Origin of the sequence: Exiguobacterium sp. SH31, from assembly GCF_001816105.1 — a bacterium.
Taxonomy (GTDB): domain Bacteria; phylum Bacillota; class Bacilli; order Exiguobacteriales; family Exiguobacteriaceae; genus Exiguobacterium; species Exiguobacterium aurantiacum_A.
Genome location: NZ_LYTG01000012.1, coordinates 1 through 16,694 on the forward strand (window position 1 = coordinate 1; position 16,694 = coordinate 16,694).

The window sequence follows — 16,694 nt, forward strand, 5'->3', positions numbered from 1 at the left end:
TATCCCCTGTGTGCCTTGCCCGATCAGGCGTGGGAGCAAGTAGTTCATCTGGGCGAGCTCGACTTGGAGCTTCCCTTCCTTCGACTGGGCCCGTCCGGCGAAGATGTCCAAGATGAGTTGCGTCCGGTCGATCAATTTCATCTCGTCCGGGTCGTTCAACGAGATCCGAATGTTTTTCGATTGGGCAGGTGACAGCTCAGCGTTGAAGATGACAATATCCGGCTCGAACTGTTCGATGAGTACGGCGAGCTCCTCGACTTTCCCTTTCCCGATAAACGTCCGGCGGTCGACTTGTTGCCGTTTCTGGTCGAGTCTTGCGACGACCTCACCTTTTGCTGTATCGACCAATTCGACGAGTTCACCCATCGATTGTTCATATGTCCAATCGTCGACGGTCGGTAGCTGACACCCGACGATGATCACTTTCTCTCGTTCCATATACATCCCTCATTCCTAATAAGTCTCATTCTCCATCTTACCACGAATCCATGAATGGAGAACGTCCGTTTGTGGTACGATATGAAGAGAAGGAGGGACGTCCCATGACGAAACGCAGAAAAGAGTACTCGCTCCCCGAGTATATCGAAACGTATTTATATCATCTCGGTGCGAGCGGCCGCCAGCCATCGACGCTGAAACGCTATCGCTACGACTTGATCGACGTGCACAAATACTTCAGCGACCATAACGTCGAACTCGTCACCCCCGAGGAATGGCTCGCCGTCCCGCTCGAGTCATGGAAGACGTTCATCAACGATTTTTTGATCGAAGAGAAACAGTACCAACAGGCGACGGTCGCCCGCATCGTCACCGTCATCAACAGCTTGACCCAGTTTTTGAACCCGCTCCGCAAAAAGATGCTCGCCTATTCGCAACCGGCGCACACGCTCACCATCGACCAGATCGCGTTACAGTCCGAGTTCGACAAGCTCGTCCGGACGATCCGGTCGCCGCGGGGATTGAGCGAGAACCAGCTTCAGGCTCATCCGTATCTCGTCAACCGCAACGCGCTCATCGTCACACTGTTCTACAAATACGGTTTGCGCGTTCATCATATCATCCGTCTGAAAATGAACGACCTACACTTGGCGAGCTACGAGTTCGATGTCTATGACCGGCTCGGTAACAAATTCACGCTGAAGCTGACGCCTGAGGACCAATCACTCCTCATGAACTATCTCGCCGACATCCCGACGCCGGTGCGCCCGCGCTGGTACTCGGAAGATCCCGTCTTCGTCTCGTTCGACTTTGCCCGGATGACGTTCCGCTGGGTGTACGCCAAAAACCAGCCTAAACAGCTTACGATCGTCATGATCACGAAGATGATGCGGCAGTTGAACGAGCGCAGCGGCGTCACCCGCTCGGTCACCCCGTCGATGCTACGGAACGCCCACGTCTTGAAGACGTATGCGACCGACATGACCTCTCTCGAGCGGATGAACGTGACGTGCATGCATAAAGAGTCGTCGCTCCGCCGTTATGAGCAGGCGTATGCCGAGTTCGGTGCCGAGCTGTTCGGTGAAAATGTGACGAACTAAAACCCGCCCTTTTCCGAGGACGGGTTTTGCTTTGTCGATCAATGGGCCCATTCATCTTCTAGTAACCCGTAGACGACATGGTCGACGTACCGGTCGTACAGCCATTCGGCGTCTCGAAGCACGCCTTCTTGTTTGAAGCCGAGCCGTTCCGGCAGCGCCCGGCTCTTCACGTTCCCGGTCGCGACACGGATCTCAATCTTATGTAAGCGGAGTTCCTTAAATCCGTACTCGATGATCGTTTCAAGTGCTTGGCTTATGATGCCCTGCCCTTGAAAGTCTTGGCCGAGCCAATAGCCGATTGTCCCGCACTTGATGCCACAATCGATATCGTTGAAGCCGATCGTCCCGGCGAGCTTGCCTTGATAAACAATCGCAAACGATTTCGGATAGCCGCCCGTCTCAATCAATCCTTTGATTCGCCCTTCGATGTTCTGCCGCGAATCCTCGACCGTCTCCGTGTAATCGAGCCAGCCGAGCCACTCGCGAAGATATGGCTTCGATGCCATCGTCAGTTCGAACAACGCCTCAGCGTCGTCGACGGTAAACATCCGTAACGATAAATCCTCATTTACTTTATAGTCAAGCATGTTACCCCCGTCCTTTCTCTGTTTCAAATATTGGCGCAACGATTCAATTCTCTGTCTGTGGATACGCGACAACAATTTTCAATGGATTGATTATACGTTCGCTCAACTCGCTAAACGTTTGAATCAAATCGTCTCGTTGAATTTCCATATCAAAAATTTGTTTGACATATTCGGCTCGTTGAACAGATTCGAAATACCACTGAAAGTGTTCCGGATAGTCCCAGCCGTCACTCGACCCCATAATCTGTAACTCTTTTTCATAGAATTCAGGTTGAAGAACGAGCGTTTCTTTGTTCCCGTCCGATAATACACAAATCGATCGTCCCGGTTTCACGGCTTGCTGAAGTAAGGCAAATGCAACATTGCGTGCAGAACATTCGATACCATAATCATAACAATCGAATTCCACTTCGTTTGGTGTGTATACCACTCCGACCCCGAACGATTTAGCAAGTTCTCTTCGGCCCGGGTCCAGCTCAATCGCATCCACCTTCGCAACTCCATAAAAAGCCTTCAAATAGTAAACGGCTAGCAAACCCATTGTGCCCATACCAGCGACGATGACCGAATCGCTTGGCGAGGGATTCAACTTTCTCACCCCTTTGGCGGCATCACACGATAAAATGGCCAATAGGGCTGATTTGTCGTCGATTTCTGCCGGTACGTAAAACGCTTTATGTGCAGAAACGACACCATATGACTGTTGACCATAAAACGCGAGTACCCGATCTCCGACGTGAAGCGATGTTACGTCTATTCCTGTCTTGATGACGACCCCATAGCTCTCGTAACCTACTTTTCTCGGATAGTCAGGCGTAGGGTCAGTCAAATCGTTCGCTTCATATTGTGGGAGCTCGGCACCTATGCTGACCGACGTCGTAATCGTCTCAATCAACACTTCATCCGGTGCTAAAGTCGGTAGCTGACGTGAATCCCAACGCAGTCGCTTCTTCCCTGTTAATTTTAAAGAATCTTGAATCATCTGCTCCTCCTAACACATCACAATTTTTCCCATATATTCAATTTACATAAATAATCAGTTTTTGTATAATTATTTTAACATTATGTAGAAAGCGGTGAAAGTATGTAATCTAGCTTCATCCATCCCATCCAAAATTGAATAATCCTGGAGGAGATTTGTGATGAAGTCATTTTACACGCTCTTGGTCAGTCAATGGCTGGCCAACATCGGTGACGTGCTTTATATCGTCGCCTTGATTGCTTTGTTATATCAACAGACCGGTTCCGCCCTGGCTGCGGCCAGTTTCCCGATTGCCGTCACGATCGGCATGACCGTGAGCGGTCTGTTCTTTGCCCGTGTCTTGTCTCGGTTCACCTTCGTTCAGACGTTGCTCGTCACGCAACTGTTGAAAACAGTCTTGCTCGGGGCCGTCATCTGGTCGGAGTCGATTCTCGTCCTCGGACTCGTCGTGCTCATCGCCTTCTTGGACGGGTTCGCCCGACCCGTCCAGGCGTCGTTCATCCCACGGCTGACGACGAATCGCCAACAAGCGAACAGTCTCGTCCAAGGGTCAAACCAATTCATCCAGCTGGCGATGTGGCCGCTCGGGACGATTCTTGTCGCTTCGTTGTCAAGCAAGATTGCTCTAATCGTCGCTTTAATCTTGTTCATGCTCTCGACAGTCGTGACGTTCCGCTTCGTCCGTTCGCTCGACCACGACGTGACAGAAGCAGAGCCTGAATCAGACATTTCCTTGAAAGACAGTCTCTCCTTCGTGCGCACGGCGCCTTTCGCTCGATTGATCACGGTGTTCGTCACGTTCGAGTCGTTCGTCAGTACGCTCTGGATCTCGGCGCTCTTGCTCGTCTATCTGGAGCGACACCTCCACATCGATACGGGCTGGTGGGGAACGATGAACGCGAGCTACTTGGTCAGCATGATTGTGGCCAGCGCTTACCTGTATCGCACAAAGCGCAACAGTTCGCTCGCGGTCAGTTCTGTCTTGTCTGTCGGGGCAGCCTTGTTGTTCGGGCTGACGTCTCATATCATGTTCGCACTCATCGCGCTCGCGATTCAAGGATACGCCACCCAGCTCCGCATCATCCAGACGAACACAGTGCTCCAAGAAACGACACCACCCTCTCAACTTCCGTACGTGTATAGCGTCCAACAGACGGCCTACACCCTCGCCTTCAGCATCGGCAGCCTGACGTTCGGAATGCTTGCGGACGGATTGCCGATTGCGCTCGTCTATTTGATGGGCGCCGGCTTGACCGTTCCGCTCGTCTGGCTCGGTCGACAAATCGATCAGGTGGATAATATAATCCAATCTGCATAATAAGAAGGCGCCTTCTCAGTCGGAGAGGGCGCCTTCTTGCTGTTATGCGTACTTCTTACGATTTCTCGTAGTAATGCCTCCCGCCAAAATAGATGGTCGGGCTGCCGCGACGGATACAATTCAATCCAATCGCCGCCTCGACAGTCGGGTCCGACATCGTGATGATTTCGAGGACCGTATCCAATCCGCAAATCCGATAGTGGCAAAATGTAACAAAATCCGGTTTGATGTCTTCCCACAACTGGAAACGCGTTTCTTGTAGCTGTTCGAGATATCCCGACCTTGTATAACGAACGATTTGATTTCCGTCATATTGGTCGTGAGGCGTCATCACCACCCCATCGGCATACGATTCATCGATGACTTCCATGTAGATGATGTCTTCAAAGCAGAGCTTCACGTTCACCACCTCGCTTTGCGGAGAAATTCCATTCGCCTCGAGCCGCTCACGGAAGGAGGCGTTCCGCTTCCTAGGATGGTCGTACAGCTGTAGATTGAACGTCAGGCTTTTGTTGGGGCCTATGTCATAATTGAAAGCGAACACCTCAATCGTCCCGTCATACAGTAACAAATCTTCAAATCTCATTGGAAACCACCTCTCCAGGATGTTCATACTGAAACACACCGTAGCCATATCCTTGTGTCAAATTGCCTCCAATGAACAATGAGACGGTTTCTGTCTCGGTCGGGATTAGGAATCGATTGCCTTCCCACTCTTCATAGTGATCCAGAATTGACACAAGTTGATGGATAGCTTGTTCCGATTGTTGAGAGACATCACAGCTCACCTTATACGTTTTCGGCCACACCCATTTTCCACTAGATTCAACTGTATAATTGCTTCCCGTCCGCTTCGCCCATGACTCAATATCTGATAATAATTTATTTTTGTATAAGACGACTTGGAATGAGATAACACCGAATGTGGTTAATAAGTTCGCAATGAATGCCGCAGGGGCCTTCACTTTCGGTAAACCGAACTGTCCCCAATGGCTATCCGGTGACAAACCATAAGCATCCTCCATTTTCAAAGAATATGAATCCGGATCATGAAACGTTTGCCCGTGCGCGATTAAAAAATCGACAATCGATACGTTAGGGTGGTTTTGCTCGAGTATACCCCCTTCTTCCGTATGTAGCTCGCGAGCGTACGGATCATACAAAAAAACCAGTTTTTCATTTGAATAGATGCCGAACGGTAACGTCAAATCAATCCATCGAAGCTGAATCAATTGTGGCTTCGTCACATGTAAGTTCAGCTCTGAAAAGTCTGTCACCCGGTAAGACGCATGCGGCAGACAACCTGACCAAATCGTTTTGAGTTGAAACAAATTAATTGTCTGGAACGTCTTTGCGTGTAGTTGCTGAACATTTATGTTATCGAAGTTCATCGTGCGTTCTCCTTTCGCTCAATGAATTATAAATGATGACGAAAAATATCTTATACTAAGAGAAACTGCTGAAATGGAGTGAGAAACATGCCCAACCTCTCAAACGAAGAAACAATCGACTTGTTAAACACGCTCAAATCGCGCTTTCAAACCCACATGGAGCGACACCCGGATATCGTCTGGTCAGACGTGTTAACGAAGCTTGAGACGAATCCGGACCAGCTCCTAACACTCTCTGAAATGGAACGGACCGGCGGCGAACCTGACGTGATTCGACTTCCGAAAGGTGATCTCGCCTTTTGTGACTGCTCACCGGAAAGTCCGAGCGGACGCCGTAGCCTTTGTTACGATGAGCAGGCGTTAGCGGCGCGGAAGAAGAACAAGCCGGACGGGAGCACCGTCGCCTTGGCTGAACAGATGGGACTTGAACTACTCGACGAAGCGACGTATCGCCATTTGCAGACGCTCGGCGCGTTCGACTTGAAGACGTCGAGTTGGATTGTAACGCCAGAGACGATTCGCCAAAAAGGCGGCGCCTTGTTCTGCGACCGCCGCTATGACCATACCTTTGTTTATCACAACGGTGCCGACTCGTATTACGCGGCCCGAGGATTCCGCGGGATGTTCAAGATTTGAGCAAGGCCAAGTGCCTTGCTTTTTTACGTGAAGAGCCACTGGAAGATGACCGGAATGTATTTGATGAAAAATAGACTCACGAAGAAGAGCGACGGTGCTTTCAACAACCAGATGTACCAGGCATTCTCTTTACGCATCATAATCAACACGATGCCATTAATCAAAGCGTTCTGTGTAACATGAGGTTCGTGCATCCATTTACTTACTAACGTCCCCCATCCCGGAAAGGAATCCAGACCAAACGTTGCCGAAAAATCCGGCGACGTATCGTACTTAATTCGGACGTACCATGCCATCGCATAAACCGAAACGAAAACCGAGGCCCAAATCGTCATCCCTAAAAACAAGAAAAAGTCTTTCCATGACTCCACGTCGATAGAGAACACGACGACCAAAATCCCGATCCCAATCACAACGTTAATAATGAACAGCGGTGAAATCGTCAGAATAGAGAATTCTTCCGCTGTCATAAACGACCCTAAAACTAAACTTGAATGTTGGTCCATCAACGCATCCTCATCGCTTTCACGTGCGGTAACAATGCGTCATACAGTTCGCCCATCCCCAAGCCGATGCCGATAAGTAACAAGATTGCCCCCAAATGTTTTGTCGTCATAAATATAAGGACAACGTGAATCACAATCGTAGCGATGATGCCATCCACGCTCCCTGAACTATCCGTGATCGCTTTTCCCGGTTTAATCAATAGATAAATGCCCGCTGTCGAAAAAAGTACACTCATACAGGCGATTCCGATAACATCAATCCATAATGACATTCTTTGAACTCCTTAATTCTAAATTCAGTATTTGAAATAAAATTAAATTCTAAATTATTCTTTTTCAAATTTTAGAGTCTGCACCCTCAAATGTCTACCAAAATTTTCAAGACGAACCAGTATAACTTGTTCAAATAGGTCATCTCTTACTCCACGGTTGATTAAGTTGACACGATATATTCATAGATTGAAGAGGATAGTATAGACGTTTTGACACATAAAAAACTGCAGACAAATCGTCTGCAGTCCAATCTTACGCGTGAAGCGTGACGTTCAACTCTTCGGCGACCGCCTTGAAAGCGGCGAGCGCGCGTTCGAGGTCGTCACGGGTATGTTCCGCCGTCACGATCGTCCGGATGCGGGCCTTGCCCTTTTCAACCGTCGGGAAGGCGATGCTTTGCGCGAACACGCCGTGGTCTTTCAGCTTGTCCGAGAACGTGTGCGCGAGCGTCTCTTCACCGAGCATGACCGGCGTGATCGGCGTCGTCGCGTGGCCGATGTCAAAGCCGAGGTCACGGAGACCCGATTTGAAGAACTCGGTGTTCGCCCATAACTTGTCGAACAGCTCTTCTTCTTCTTTCATGACCCGGATCGCCTCACGGTTCGCCGCGACGACCGCTGGCGGGTGTGACGTCGAGAACAAGAACGGACGCCCTTTTTGGATTAAGAAGTCACGGACGTCGTTCGAGCAGGCGACGTAGCCGCCGAGAACGCCGATCGCTTTCGACAACGTCCCTACTTGGAGGGCGACCCGTCCGTCGAGACCGAAATGGTTGACCGTCCCGCGCCCATTCTGACCGAGGACGCCCGACGCGTGCGCGTCGTCGACCATGACCGCAGCATCATACTTCTCGGCGAGCTCGACGATCTCCGGGAGTGGTGCGATGTTGCCGTCCATCGAGAAGACGCCGTCCGTGACGACGAGACGCGTCCGGTAGTCTTGCGTCTCTTTCAAGGCCGCCTCTAAGTCTTCAAGGTCGGTATGCTTGTAGATGCGACGGGCCGCTTTCGTCAGACGGATGCCGTCGATGATCGAGGCGTGGTTGAGCGCGTCACTGATGACGACGTCTTCCGATCCGAGCAGCGCCGACAAGACGCCGAGGTTCGTCGCGAATCCCGATTGGAACACGAGTGCCGCTTCCGTATGCTTGAACTCGGCGAGCTCGCGCTCGAACGCCTCGTGCATCTCGAACGTTCCGGCGATCGTCCGGACCGACCCCGTCCCGGCCCCGAACGCTTCGACCGCTTCGATCGCGGCTTGTTTTAAGCGTGGGTGGTTGGCAAGTCCGAGATAGTTGTTCGACGATAATTGGACGAGCGACTTACCATCGATCATGACCTCGTTCCCTTGCGCCGATTCGAGCGGCACGAGCGAGCGGAACGTACCCGCTTGCTTCATTTCATTGACTGCTTCTGTAATATGTTCAAATGCCATATTGATCCCCCCTGTTTATGGTATTAAGACGACTTTCCCGCATTTCCCGGCCCGCATGAGCTCGAAACCTTGCTCGAACTCCTCGAGCTTGAAGACGTGGGTGATGATCGGTTCGATGTTCAATTGGCCGGACGCGAGCATTGTCGACACTTGGCCCCACGTCTCGTACATTTTACGACCGGTTATGCCTTGGACCCGGATTCCTTTGAAGACGACGTCACGCGTCAAATCGAGCGCGACCGGTCGTGCCGGAAGTGACAAGACGTTGACGTCACCGCCCGCCGTCACCATCTTGAACGCCTGGTCGATCGCGACCGGATGCCCGCTCATCTCACAGACGACGTCGATCCCGTCCCCGTCCGTCTCAGCCATGATCAGGTCGAGCGGATTTTGGTCCATGCTGTTGATGACGACGTCCGCTCCCATCTGTTCTGCGAGCTTCAACCGGTACGGATTGATGTCAATCGCATACACGCGGCTCGCACCGGCCGCCTTGGCGACGCCGACGGCCATGAGACCGATCGGGCCGCAGCCGACGATGGCGACAGATTGTGCCGTTACGTCACTTGCGAGCACGGTATGGACCGCGTTCCCGAGCGGTTCTTGAATCGACGCGAGCTTCGACGGCATCGTCTCCGGATTGACCCATAAGTTCTCTTCCGGCATGACGACATACTCGGCGAAACAGCCTTGTGTGTCGACCCCGATGATTTTCGTATTTTTACAGATATGATACTGGCCACGCAAACATTGTTTACACTGATGGCAGACGATGTGTGTCTCAGCCGACACGGTCTGACCGACTTTGATGCGCTTCGCGCCTTCCCCGAGCGCCACGACTTCCCCTGAAAACTCATGCCCGAACACGTAAGGCGGTTTGACCCGGCTCTTCGCCCAGTCGTCCCATTCATAAATATGGACGTCGGTCCCGCAAATCGATGTCGCTTTCACTTTGATCAATACTTCACCTGCACCCGGTGTCGGAATCGGCACCTCGACCAGCTTTGCCCCAAATCCGGCCGTGTGTTTTTGAATCGCTTTCATAACAGGTGTCGTTGCTTCCTTCTCTGTCGTTGACACGAGCTGTTCCATCGAAAACGTCCCCCTCTTGTCTGTTTGTCGAACTTCACGTTCTCTTTCATCTTGTCATAAAATGACGAAACTGAGAAGATAGAACCTCATTTTTCAACAAAAAAGAGAAGCCATCCGCTCCGATGGCTTCTCTTCACAAGAATAGGACCTATGTCCCGACCGCACAAGCTCATCTAGGTTCGATGATGAGCTTGATGGCAGTTCGTTCTTCCCCGTCAATTAGAATATCCGTGAACGCTGGAATACAGATCAAATCAAGACCGCTCGGCGCGACGAAACCGCGGGCGATGGCGACAGCTTTGATGGATTGATTGAGCGCACCGGCGCCGATCGCTTGAATCTCACACGTTCCTTTTTCACGAAGAACGCCAGCTAATGCACCCGCAACGGAGTTGGGATTCGATTTTGCTGAAACTCTGAGTACGTCCATTCTTGTTTCCCCCTCGGGTAGGTTGTTCAATCAAACCAGACGGTCTGATCATCTAGGTGTATGCGTTCGATCTTGGTCGCTCGTTTCGACTGGTCGTCGATCGTGATTAAAACTCCATTAAGTTGTTCCCGTCCCTCGGCAACTTCAAACCGGACCGGGAGTTGTGTCACAAACTTTTTCAACACGACAGACGCGTCCATGCCGAGGACGCCGTCGAGCGGACCGGTCATCCCGACATCAGTGATATACGCCGTCCCGTTTTTGAGCACGCGCTCATCAGCGGTTTGGACATGGGTGTGCGTCCCGACGACGGCTTGGACACGGCCGTCTAGGTGATACCCCATCGCGATCTTCTCACTCGTCGCCTCGGCGTGCATGTCGACGAAGATGGCATCGACGTCGTCCCGCACCTCATCGACGAGGGCGTCGACTTTGCGGAACGGACAATCGAGCGACGGCAAGAACACCGTCCCCATGACGTTGATGACGGCAAGCTTCTTCCCGTTCTGCTTGAGCACCATCATGCCGACACCGGGCGTTCCGTCCGGATAGTTGGCCGGACGGACGATACGCTCGGCGTCGTCGATCCAATCAAAGATTTCGCGGTTGTCCCAAGTATGGTTCCCCATCGTCACGCCATGGAATCCAAGTTCGAGAAATTGTTGGTATATTTTTTTTGTGATACCGCGTCCGTTGGCTGCGTTCTCACCGTTGACGAGCATGAACGTCGGACTATATTTGCTTTTCAAGCGCCCGATTTGTGCTGACAAGATGTCACGACCCGGTTTCCCGACGACGTCACCGATAAATAAAATTTTCATAAATATTTCCTCCTTCAAAACAGAAAAAGCGGAGAATGTCTCCGCTTTTTACTTCGCATAATCGACGGCACGCGTTTCACGAATGACCGTCACTTTAATTTGTCCTGGATAATCCAGTTCATCTTCAATCCGTTTGCAAATATCGCGGGCCATCTTGTTCGCCACGACGTCGTCGACGACGTCTGGGCGGACGATGATGCGGACTTCGCGTCCTGCTTGGATCGCATATGATTTCTCGACACCTTCGAACGACTCACAAATTGACTCGAGGCGTTCTAAGCGGCGAATGTAACTCTCGAGCGTCTCTTGACGAGCGCCCGGCCGTGCCGCAGACAATGCGTCTGCCGCTGCGACGAGAACAGCAATCGTCGATGTCGCTTCGACGTCTCCATGGTGCGAGGCGATCGAGTTGATGACGACCGGATGTTCTTTATACTTCGTGGCCAGCTCGACGCCGATCTCGACGTGGCTGCCCTCGACTTCATGGTCGATCGCTTTCCCGATATCGTGGAGGAGTCCCGCTCGCTTGGCGAGCGTCACGTCTTCCCCGAGCTCGGCGGCCATCATGCCTGCGAGGTGGGCCACTTCGACCGAATGGGCGAGTACGTTTTGACCGTAACTCGTCCGGTAACGCATGCGTCCGAGTGTTTTAATAAGGTCAGGATGTACCCCGTGGATACCAGCCTCGAACGTCGCTTCCTCACCGTATTCACGGATGCGCTCATCGACTTCGCGGCGTGACTTCTCGACCATCTCTTCGATCCGGGCCGGATGGATCCGTCCGTCTTGCACGAGTTTTTCTAGCGTCATCTTGGCGATCTCACGACGGACCGGGTCAAATCCGGACAAGATGACCGCCTCAGGCGTGTCATCGATGATGAGATCGATCCCAGTGAGCGTCTCGAGCGTGCGAATGTTACGTCCTTCACGACCGATGATGCGCCCTTTCATCTCGTCACTCGGCAAGTTGACGACGGATACCGTCGTCTCAGCGACATGTTCAGCCGCATAACGTTGCATCGTGAGAGACAACAAGTGTTTCGCTTTTTTATCAGCTTCAAGTTTTGCTTTTTGCTCGATGTCTTTTTGAAGGAGAGCAGCATCGTGAAGCGCTTCCTGCTTCGCTTCGTCCATGATGATGGTTCGTGCTTCTTCTTTTGACAAGGCCGCCACGCGCACAAGTTCTTGACGGGCTTCCTCGTATAATTCCTCCACTTTGCTTTCGAGCGTCTCTGCTTCACGTTTCCGTTTCGCAATGCCCGCCTCGCGTTCATCCAAAGCATCTTCTTTTCGTTCGAGCATGTCTGCTTTCCGGTCAAGAAGCTCTTCTTTTTGAACGAAGCGATTCTCTTTCACTTTCTGCTCTTCGCGACGTTCGCGTAACTCTTGTTCCGTCTCATTGCGAAGTTGAATCATCTCTTCTTTTACTTCAAGCCGTGCCTCTTTTTGCATCGCTTCCGATTGTTGTTTCGCTTGCTCCACAATCTTGGTCGCTTCCGTCTCAGCACCTTGAATCTTCGCTTCGGCGATCGATTTACGCACAAAAAAACCTGCAACAAAAGCTATCGGCAAAAGGAGGATCAGAATAAGCCAATTTAGCCATTCCATCATGTTCACCTCCCTTTCGCAAGGTTATTTTATTTTTTAAGATTGAATGACACGGGTAGACCCGCGCATAGCTTTATTGTACTTATTTACCTGTTAGAATGCAATGCAAGGACAGGATAGAACTCCCAATTCCTTAAAAAATATTGTGATATATAAAAAACCCGCTCAGACGCATCCGGCGGGTCGCTTGCTTAATCTTCTTCGATGAGTGAGAGCACATCATCACTGTCGGCTTCGACCGTGACCGTCTTCTCACCGTTGAGACCGTAGTGATCACGAATTTGTTGTTCGATCGCTGCGGCGATTTGTGGATTTTCTTTCATGAACTGCTTCGCATTTTCACGACCTTGTCCAACGCGTTCTTCGTTGTACGAATACCAAGCACCGCTTTTTTGAACGATATCAAGATCGGCACCGATATCGATGAGTTCACCTTCACGTGAGATCCCTAGACCGTACATGATGTCGACTTCAGCTGTTTTAAATGGTGGGGCGACCTTGTTCTTGACGACTTTGATCTTCGTCCGGTTACCGACCATTTCTTGGCCTTGCTTCAACGTCTCTGCACGACGGACTTCTAAACGAACCGACGAATAGAATTTCAAGGCACGTCCACCTGGAGTTGTTTCCGGGTTCCCGAACATGACACCGATTTTTTCACGAATCTGGTTGATGAAGATGACGATCGTCTTCGATTTGTTCGTCGCACCCGACAACTTACGGAGCGCTTGGCTCATGAGACGGGCTTGAAGTCCCATGTGTGAGTCACCCATCTCACCTTCGATTTCAGCTTTTGGTACGAGTGCCGCTACCGAGTCGACGACGAGGATGTCGACGGCACCAGAACGAACGAGCGCTTCTGCGATTTCGAGCGCTTGCTCCCCTGTGTCCGGCTGTGACAAGAGCAGTTCATCGATGTTGACACCGAGGTTGTGCGCGTACTTCGGATCGAGCGCGTGCTCCGCATCGACGAACGCTGCTTGGCCACCGCGTTTTTGGACTTCCGCGATCGCATGGAGCGCCACTGTCGTCTTACCTGAAGATTCCGGTCCGTACACTTCGATGACACGACCACGTGGATAGCCGCCTGCGCCGAGCGCGATGTCGAGGGCGATCGATCCTGACGGAGTGACGGATACTTGTTGATCTGTATTTTCACCGAGGCGCATGATTGAGCCTTTACCGAATTGTTTCTCAATTTGACGTAATGCCATTTCTAACGCTTGTTTACGATCACTCATAGATTAATGAGCCTCCTTTGATTTGTATCTTTATTATAAACGAACCCAACCTTTTACACAAGGTTTTTACGAACGTTTATTCGCCTTTTTTCATTCGTTGCCATAATGCCCATAACCCATCTTTGGCCGCCCGCGCCTGGATGACGTTCCGCTGTTGGTGCGGATAGACGCGTTCGATCACTTCCATGCCTGACGGCGTCTTCACCCCGATGAACACGGTGCCGACCGGTCGACCAGAATTTGAGACGGGTCCGGCCTCACCGGTGAAGGACAATCCGTAATCCGAATTCGTTTGATCAACGAGCCCTTGGATCATTTCTAAAGCAACTTGTTTTGAGACGACCGACTGTGACTCAATTGTAGCAAGGGATACCCCTAAAAACCTATTTTTTAGCTTGTCCGAGTACGTGACGACGCCTCCTAGAAAGACTTCTGACGCCCCTGGGACCGCCGTCAGCATCGCTTGGACTTGTCCCCCGGTCAACGATTCGGCGATCGATAGCGTCGCGTGGCGCCGTCTTAGCTCGTGAATCAAATGCGTAGCCAGCGTATCCTCGTCCGAACCGAAATAATAGGCGCCGACTCGGGACAGAATGTCTCGTTTGACGCGGTCGATCATCTGCCGGGCCGCGTCCTCGGTCTCCGCTTTCGCGCTGACACGAAGTCGCGCTTCCCCTGACTCCGCGTACGGGGCGACAGTCGGGTTCACCCCGTCCATTAGATCGGATACCGCCTCGTCGAGCGCCGACTCACCGATCTCATAAAAACGTAGTGATTCAGAAACGATCGTCGCACCCGAAAACTTGCTCGGAAACGTCGCTTCGACGATCGCTGTCATCTCGCGTGGCACCCCGGGCAAGAGCAGCCACGTCGTCTCGTCCTCGACCCACATGCCGGGAGCGAGACCGACCGGATTGTGGAGCACTTCAGCTCCTGATAAAACATCAGCTTGTCTGGCGTCCCCGTCGTTCATGGCTCGTCCCCGCGAGGCGACAAAGCGTCGGATCGTGTCTAAAGATGCTTCGTCCCGAACGAGCGGACGGCCGAGCAAGTCAGCGAGCACTTGTTTCGTGATGTCGTCATTCGTCGGACCGAGTCCCCCGGTGACGATTACGAGTTCGCTCCGTCGCTTCGCTTGCTCGAACGTTTCTCTCAAGCGATCGAAGTTATCCCCGACCACTACATGATACAGCACGGACAGCCCATATTTCGACAACTGCTCTGATAAGTAACGGGCGTTCGTGTTCGAAATTTCCCCTAAGAGTAGTTCAGAACCTACCGCAATGATTTCGGTCCGTTTCATCGAAGTTCCTCCTTTGATTCAAAAAAAAGACGAGTTGCTCCCACAACTCGCCTGTCGTCGATTTACATCGATTTTACAATGATCTTATAGTTTTGTGCGAAATACTCGGCCCCAGAATAAATCGTCAAGACGAGTGCTAGCCACATCGCCCACTCCCCGAACGGGATGCCGATATAGTTGAAAATCGGGTTGCCGAACAATAAGAAGATGATGGCAAAGAGCTGGACCCATGTCTTCGCTTTACCCGACTTACCGGCCGCCACGACAATTCCTTCATCAGCCGCGACGAGACGAAGCCCCGTCACCGCGAACTCACGTGACAAGATGACGACGACGACCCATGCCGCGACGAGGTCCATCTCGACGAGCAAGACGAGCGCCGCCGTGACGAGTAACTTGTCAGCGAGCGGATCCATGAACTTGCCGAAGTTCGTGACCAAGTTGTGCTTACGGGCCAAGTGCCCGTCAAGCCAATCCGTAATCGCTGCGATCGTAAACACGACCGCGGCGATGAATTGATGGAGCGGTACTTCCGCCCCGAGGAAAGCGATGTCTCCCCAGTTAAAATCTACAGCGAGCAAGACGACGAATACGGGGATGAGCAAAACCCGCAACATCGTCAGGCGGTTAGGTAGGTTCATCGAGAACTCCTCCTCTAGAAGACGTCGACTTATTCAGCGTCGACTCTCTTCACAAATATATTTTGTGTGACCGGAGAATCAGCAAGCTCAAGCTCACGGCCGTTGACGACAATCTTCTCGACGCCACCGATCAAACCAATCCGAATCCGAAGCGTATCTGTTTCGGCACCTTCGATGACGATCGGGTTTTGTTTCGATTGGTTCGGATATTCCGGTGCAAGGAACGCTCCTTCAAGCGATGTATCGCGAACGCCGACATAAGTCGCCGGTGATTCTTTGACGTGAATCTCGGTCGTCAGCTTGTCAGCTGTTGCGATCTCATACGTGAGGTCGGCCCCGTTCGTTTCCGTCACCGCGATCGGTCCGGTTTCTTCTGGCGGCTCTTCCTCGGCCGGTGTTTCTTCGACCGGCGCTTCTTCCGTCGGCTCTTCTTCAGGAACGTCTTCATTTTGATTGATCGTCACGCCTGAAGCCGGTGGTTCAGCCGGTGTCGCGTCCTGTCCGCCTCCAAAATCGAGATTTCTAACGACGTAGTAGACCGCTGTCACAAGCAAGAAGGCGACAAGCACGAGCATGATTTTCGGCACCCATCTCGAGACGCGGCTCGACGTCTCGGAAGCTTTTGAATAAGTTTGCTTACGTGATAATTGAGCGGTCGGTTGCGGTTCGATTTTCGGTAAATCTTTTGCATATGTCTCGTAAAGCTCATCGACATCAAGACCGAGCGATTCCGCATACGTTTTGATGAACGCCCGTGCATAAAACGAACCAGGGAGATTTTTATAATCACCTTCCTCGATCGCGATGATATAGCGTTTTTGAATCTTCGTCGTCTGCTGAATTTGGTCAAGCGTCAGACCGCTCGCCTCACGCCTTTGTTTCAAAAAAGTCCC

19 protein-coding genes are annotated in these 16,694 nt (G+C 51.7%); 3 read left to right on the top strand and 16 right to left on the bottom strand.

The annotated features are described in order from the left end of the window. Positions 1-438: HflX-like GTP-binding protein (locus A6395_RS01805; protein ID WP_483297286.1), on the bottom strand; the 438-nt coding region annotated here is incomplete at its 3' end. Positions 439-542: 104 nt separating this feature from the next. On the opposite strand from A6395_RS01805, the gene A6395_RS01810 reads away from it, so the two are divergent. Continuing rightward, positions 543-1,538, top strand: a complete 996-nt coding sequence (locus A6395_RS01810; protein WP_070327139.1) for a tyrosine-type recombinase/integrase — start codon at positions 543-545, stop codon at positions 1,536-1,538. A gap of 38 nt (positions 1,539-1,576) precedes the next feature. On the opposite strand, the gene A6395_RS01815 is transcribed toward A6395_RS01810, so the two are convergent. Beyond that, positions 1,577-2,125: a GNAT family N-acetyltransferase gene (locus tag A6395_RS01815; protein ID WP_071397641.1), complete on the bottom strand. Its 549-nt coding sequence runs from the start codon at positions 2,123-2,125 to the stop codon at positions 1,577-1,579. A gap of 43 nt (positions 2,126-2,168) precedes the next feature. Continuing rightward, the gene (locus tag A6395_RS01820) at positions 2,169-3,107 is read right to left on the bottom strand and encodes a zinc-dependent alcohol dehydrogenase (protein WP_071397642.1); all 939 of its coding nucleotides are present in this window, start codon (positions 3,105-3,107) and stop codon (positions 2,169-2,171) included. A gap of 160 nt (positions 3,108-3,267) precedes the next feature. Here A6395_RS01820 and A6395_RS01825 point away from each other — a divergent pair, with 160 nt between their 5' ends. Then, on the top strand, positions 3,268-4,425 hold the full coding sequence (locus A6395_RS01825; RefSeq protein ID WP_071397643.1) for an MFS transporter: 1,158 nt from the start codon (positions 3,268-3,270) through the stop codon (positions 4,423-4,425). Positions 4,426-4,480: 55 nt separating this feature from the next. On the opposite strand, the gene A6395_RS01830 is transcribed toward A6395_RS01825, so the two are convergent. Together A6395_RS01830 and A6395_RS01835 are read right to left on the bottom strand one after the other, a co-directional pair. Continuing rightward, positions 4,481-5,011 carry a hypothetical protein gene (locus A6395_RS01830; RefSeq protein WP_071397644.1) on the bottom strand — a complete coding sequence of 177 codons (531 nt, stop codon included), beginning with the start codon at positions 5,009-5,011 and terminating at the stop codon, positions 4,481-4,483. Further along, positions 5,001-5,816: a hypothetical protein gene (locus A6395_RS01835; protein ID WP_071397645.1), complete on the bottom strand. Its 816-nt coding sequence runs from the start codon at positions 5,814-5,816 to the stop codon at positions 5,001-5,003. The genes A6395_RS01830 and A6395_RS01835 overlap by 11 nt, the downstream gene beginning before the upstream one ends. Positions 5,817-5,903: 87 nt before the next feature. Between A6395_RS01835 and A6395_RS01840 the strand changes: the two genes are divergently transcribed. Then, positions 5,904-6,452 carry a DUF4256 domain-containing protein gene (locus tag A6395_RS01840; RefSeq protein ID WP_071397646.1) on the top strand — a complete coding sequence of 183 codons (549 nt, stop codon included), beginning with the start codon at positions 5,904-5,906 and terminating at the stop codon, positions 6,450-6,452. Positions 6,453-6,475: 23 nt separating this feature from the next. Here the strand turns inward: A6395_RS01840 and A6395_RS01845 are convergent, their stop codons facing one another. The 11 genes from A6395_RS01845 to A6395_RS01895 all read right to left on the bottom strand — a co-directional run bounded on the left by A6395_RS01845 (position 6,476) and on the right by A6395_RS01895 (position 16,685). Then, positions 6,476-6,922 (bottom strand): hypothetical protein, encoded by a 447-nt coding sequence (locus tag A6395_RS01845; RefSeq protein ID WP_159429442.1) that lies wholly within the window; start codon positions 6,920-6,922, stop codon positions 6,476-6,478. Positions 6,923-6,957: 35 nt separating this feature from the next. Beyond that, positions 6,958-7,230: a hypothetical protein gene (locus A6395_RS01850; protein ID WP_071397648.1), complete on the bottom strand. Its 273-nt coding sequence runs from the start codon at positions 7,228-7,230 to the stop codon at positions 6,958-6,960. A gap of 253 nt (positions 7,231-7,483) precedes the next feature. Further along, positions 7,484-8,665: a glycine C-acetyltransferase gene (locus A6395_RS01855; RefSeq protein ID WP_071397649.1), complete on the bottom strand. Its 1,182-nt coding sequence runs from the start codon at positions 8,663-8,665 to the stop codon at positions 7,484-7,486. Positions 8,666-8,680: 15 nt separating this feature from the next. Continuing rightward, a complete protein-coding gene (gene tdh, locus A6395_RS01860; protein WP_071397650.1) occupies positions 8,681-9,757 on the bottom strand; it encodes an L-threonine 3-dehydrogenase in 1,077 nt (358 codons plus the stop codon). A gap of 169 nt (positions 9,758-9,926) precedes the next feature. Continuing rightward, positions 9,927-10,187 carry a stage V sporulation protein S gene (locus A6395_RS01865; RefSeq protein ID WP_016509762.1) on the bottom strand — a complete coding sequence of 87 codons (261 nt, stop codon included), beginning with the start codon at positions 10,185-10,187 and terminating at the stop codon, positions 9,927-9,929. A 26-nt stretch (positions 10,188-10,213) separates the two neighbouring features. Beyond that, positions 10,214-11,008: a TIGR00282 family metallophosphoesterase gene (locus tag A6395_RS01870; protein ID WP_071397651.1), complete on the bottom strand. Its 795-nt coding sequence runs from the start codon at positions 11,006-11,008 to the stop codon at positions 10,214-10,216. Between the two features lie 48 nt (positions 11,009-11,056). Then, positions 11,057-12,619: a ribonuclease Y gene (gene rny, locus A6395_RS01875; protein ID WP_370246299.1), complete on the bottom strand. Its 1,563-nt coding sequence runs from the start codon at positions 12,617-12,619 to the stop codon at positions 11,057-11,059. A 188-nt stretch (positions 12,620-12,807) separates the two neighbouring features. Next, the gene (gene recA, locus A6395_RS01880; RefSeq protein WP_071397652.1) at positions 12,808-13,857 is read right to left on the bottom strand and encodes a recombinase RecA; all 1,050 of its coding nucleotides are present in this window, start codon (positions 13,855-13,857) and stop codon (positions 12,808-12,810) included. 76 nt (positions 13,858-13,933) lie between these two features. After that, positions 13,934-15,160, bottom strand: coding sequence for a competence/damage-inducible protein A (locus A6395_RS01885; RefSeq protein WP_071397653.1), 1,227 nt, complete (start codon positions 15,158-15,160; stop codon positions 13,934-13,936). 62 nt (positions 15,161-15,222) lie between these two features. Next, positions 15,223-15,801 carry a CDP-diacylglycerol--glycerol-3-phosphate 3-phosphatidyltransferase gene (gene pgsA, locus A6395_RS01890; protein ID WP_035386389.1) on the bottom strand — a complete coding sequence of 193 codons (579 nt, stop codon included), beginning with the start codon at positions 15,799-15,801 and terminating at the stop codon, positions 15,223-15,225. Between the two features lie 29 nt (positions 15,802-15,830). Further along, complete coding sequence (locus A6395_RS01895; RefSeq protein ID WP_233589550.1) at positions 15,831-16,685, bottom strand: helix-turn-helix domain-containing protein; 855 nt, start codon at positions 16,683-16,685, stop codon at positions 15,831-15,833. Positions 16,686-16,694 lie beyond the last annotated feature (9 nt).

Coding starts and splice junctions, on each gene's coding strand:
- A6395_RS01810 (WP_070327139.1), top strand. CDS start 543: ATGACGAAACGCAGAAAAGAGTACTCGCTCCCCGAGTATATCGAAACG.
- A6395_RS01815 (WP_071397641.1), bottom strand. CDS start 2,125: ATGCTTGACTATAAAGTAAATGAGGATTTATCGTTACGGATGTTTACC.
- A6395_RS01820 (WP_071397642.1), bottom strand. CDS start 3,107: ATGATTCAAGATTCTTTAAAATTAACAGGGAAGAAGCGACTGCGTTGG.
- A6395_RS01825 (WP_071397643.1), top strand. CDS start 3,268: ATGAAGTCATTTTACACGCTCTTGGTCAGTCAATGGCTGGCCAACATC.
- A6395_RS01830 (WP_071397644.1), bottom strand. CDS start 5,011: ATGAGATTTGAAGATTTGTTACTGTATGACGGGACGATTGAGGTGTTC.
- A6395_RS01835 (WP_071397645.1), bottom strand. CDS start 5,816: ATGAACTTCGATAACATAAATGTTCAGCAACTACACGCAAAGACGTTC.
- A6395_RS01840 (WP_071397646.1), top strand. CDS start 5,904: ATGCCCAACCTCTCAAACGAAGAAACAATCGACTTGTTAAACACGCTC.
- A6395_RS01845 (WP_159429442.1), bottom strand. CDS start 6,922: ATGACAGCGGAAGAATTCTCTATTCTGACGATTTCACCGCTGTTCATT.
- A6395_RS01850 (WP_071397648.1), bottom strand. CDS start 7,230: ATGTCATTATGGATTGATGTTATCGGAATCGCCTGTATGAGTGTACTT.
- A6395_RS01855 (WP_071397649.1), bottom strand. CDS start 8,665: ATGGCATTTGAACATATTACAGAAGCAGTCAATGAAATGAAGCAAGCG.
- tdh (WP_071397650.1), bottom strand. CDS start 9,757: ATGGAACAGCTCGTGTCAACGACAGAGAAGGAAGCAACGACACCTGTT.
- A6395_RS01865 (WP_016509762.1), bottom strand. CDS start 10,187: ATGGACGTACTCAGAGTTTCAGCAAAATCGAATCCCAACTCCGTTGCG.
- A6395_RS01870 (WP_071397651.1), bottom strand. CDS start 11,008: ATGAAAATTTTATTTATCGGTGACGTCGTCGGGAAACCGGGTCGTGAC.
- rny (WP_370246299.1), bottom strand. CDS start 12,619: ATGATGGAATGGCTAAATTGGCTTATTCTGATCCTCCTTTTGCCGATA.
- recA (WP_071397652.1), bottom strand. CDS start 13,857: ATGAGTGATCGTAAACAAGCGTTAGAAATGGCATTACGTCAAATTGAG.
- A6395_RS01885 (WP_071397653.1), bottom strand. CDS start 15,160: ATGAAACGGACCGAAATCATTGCGGTAGGTTCTGAACTACTCTTAGGG.
- pgsA (WP_035386389.1), bottom strand. CDS start 15,801: ATGAACCTACCTAACCGCCTGACGATGTTGCGGGTTTTGCTCATCCCC.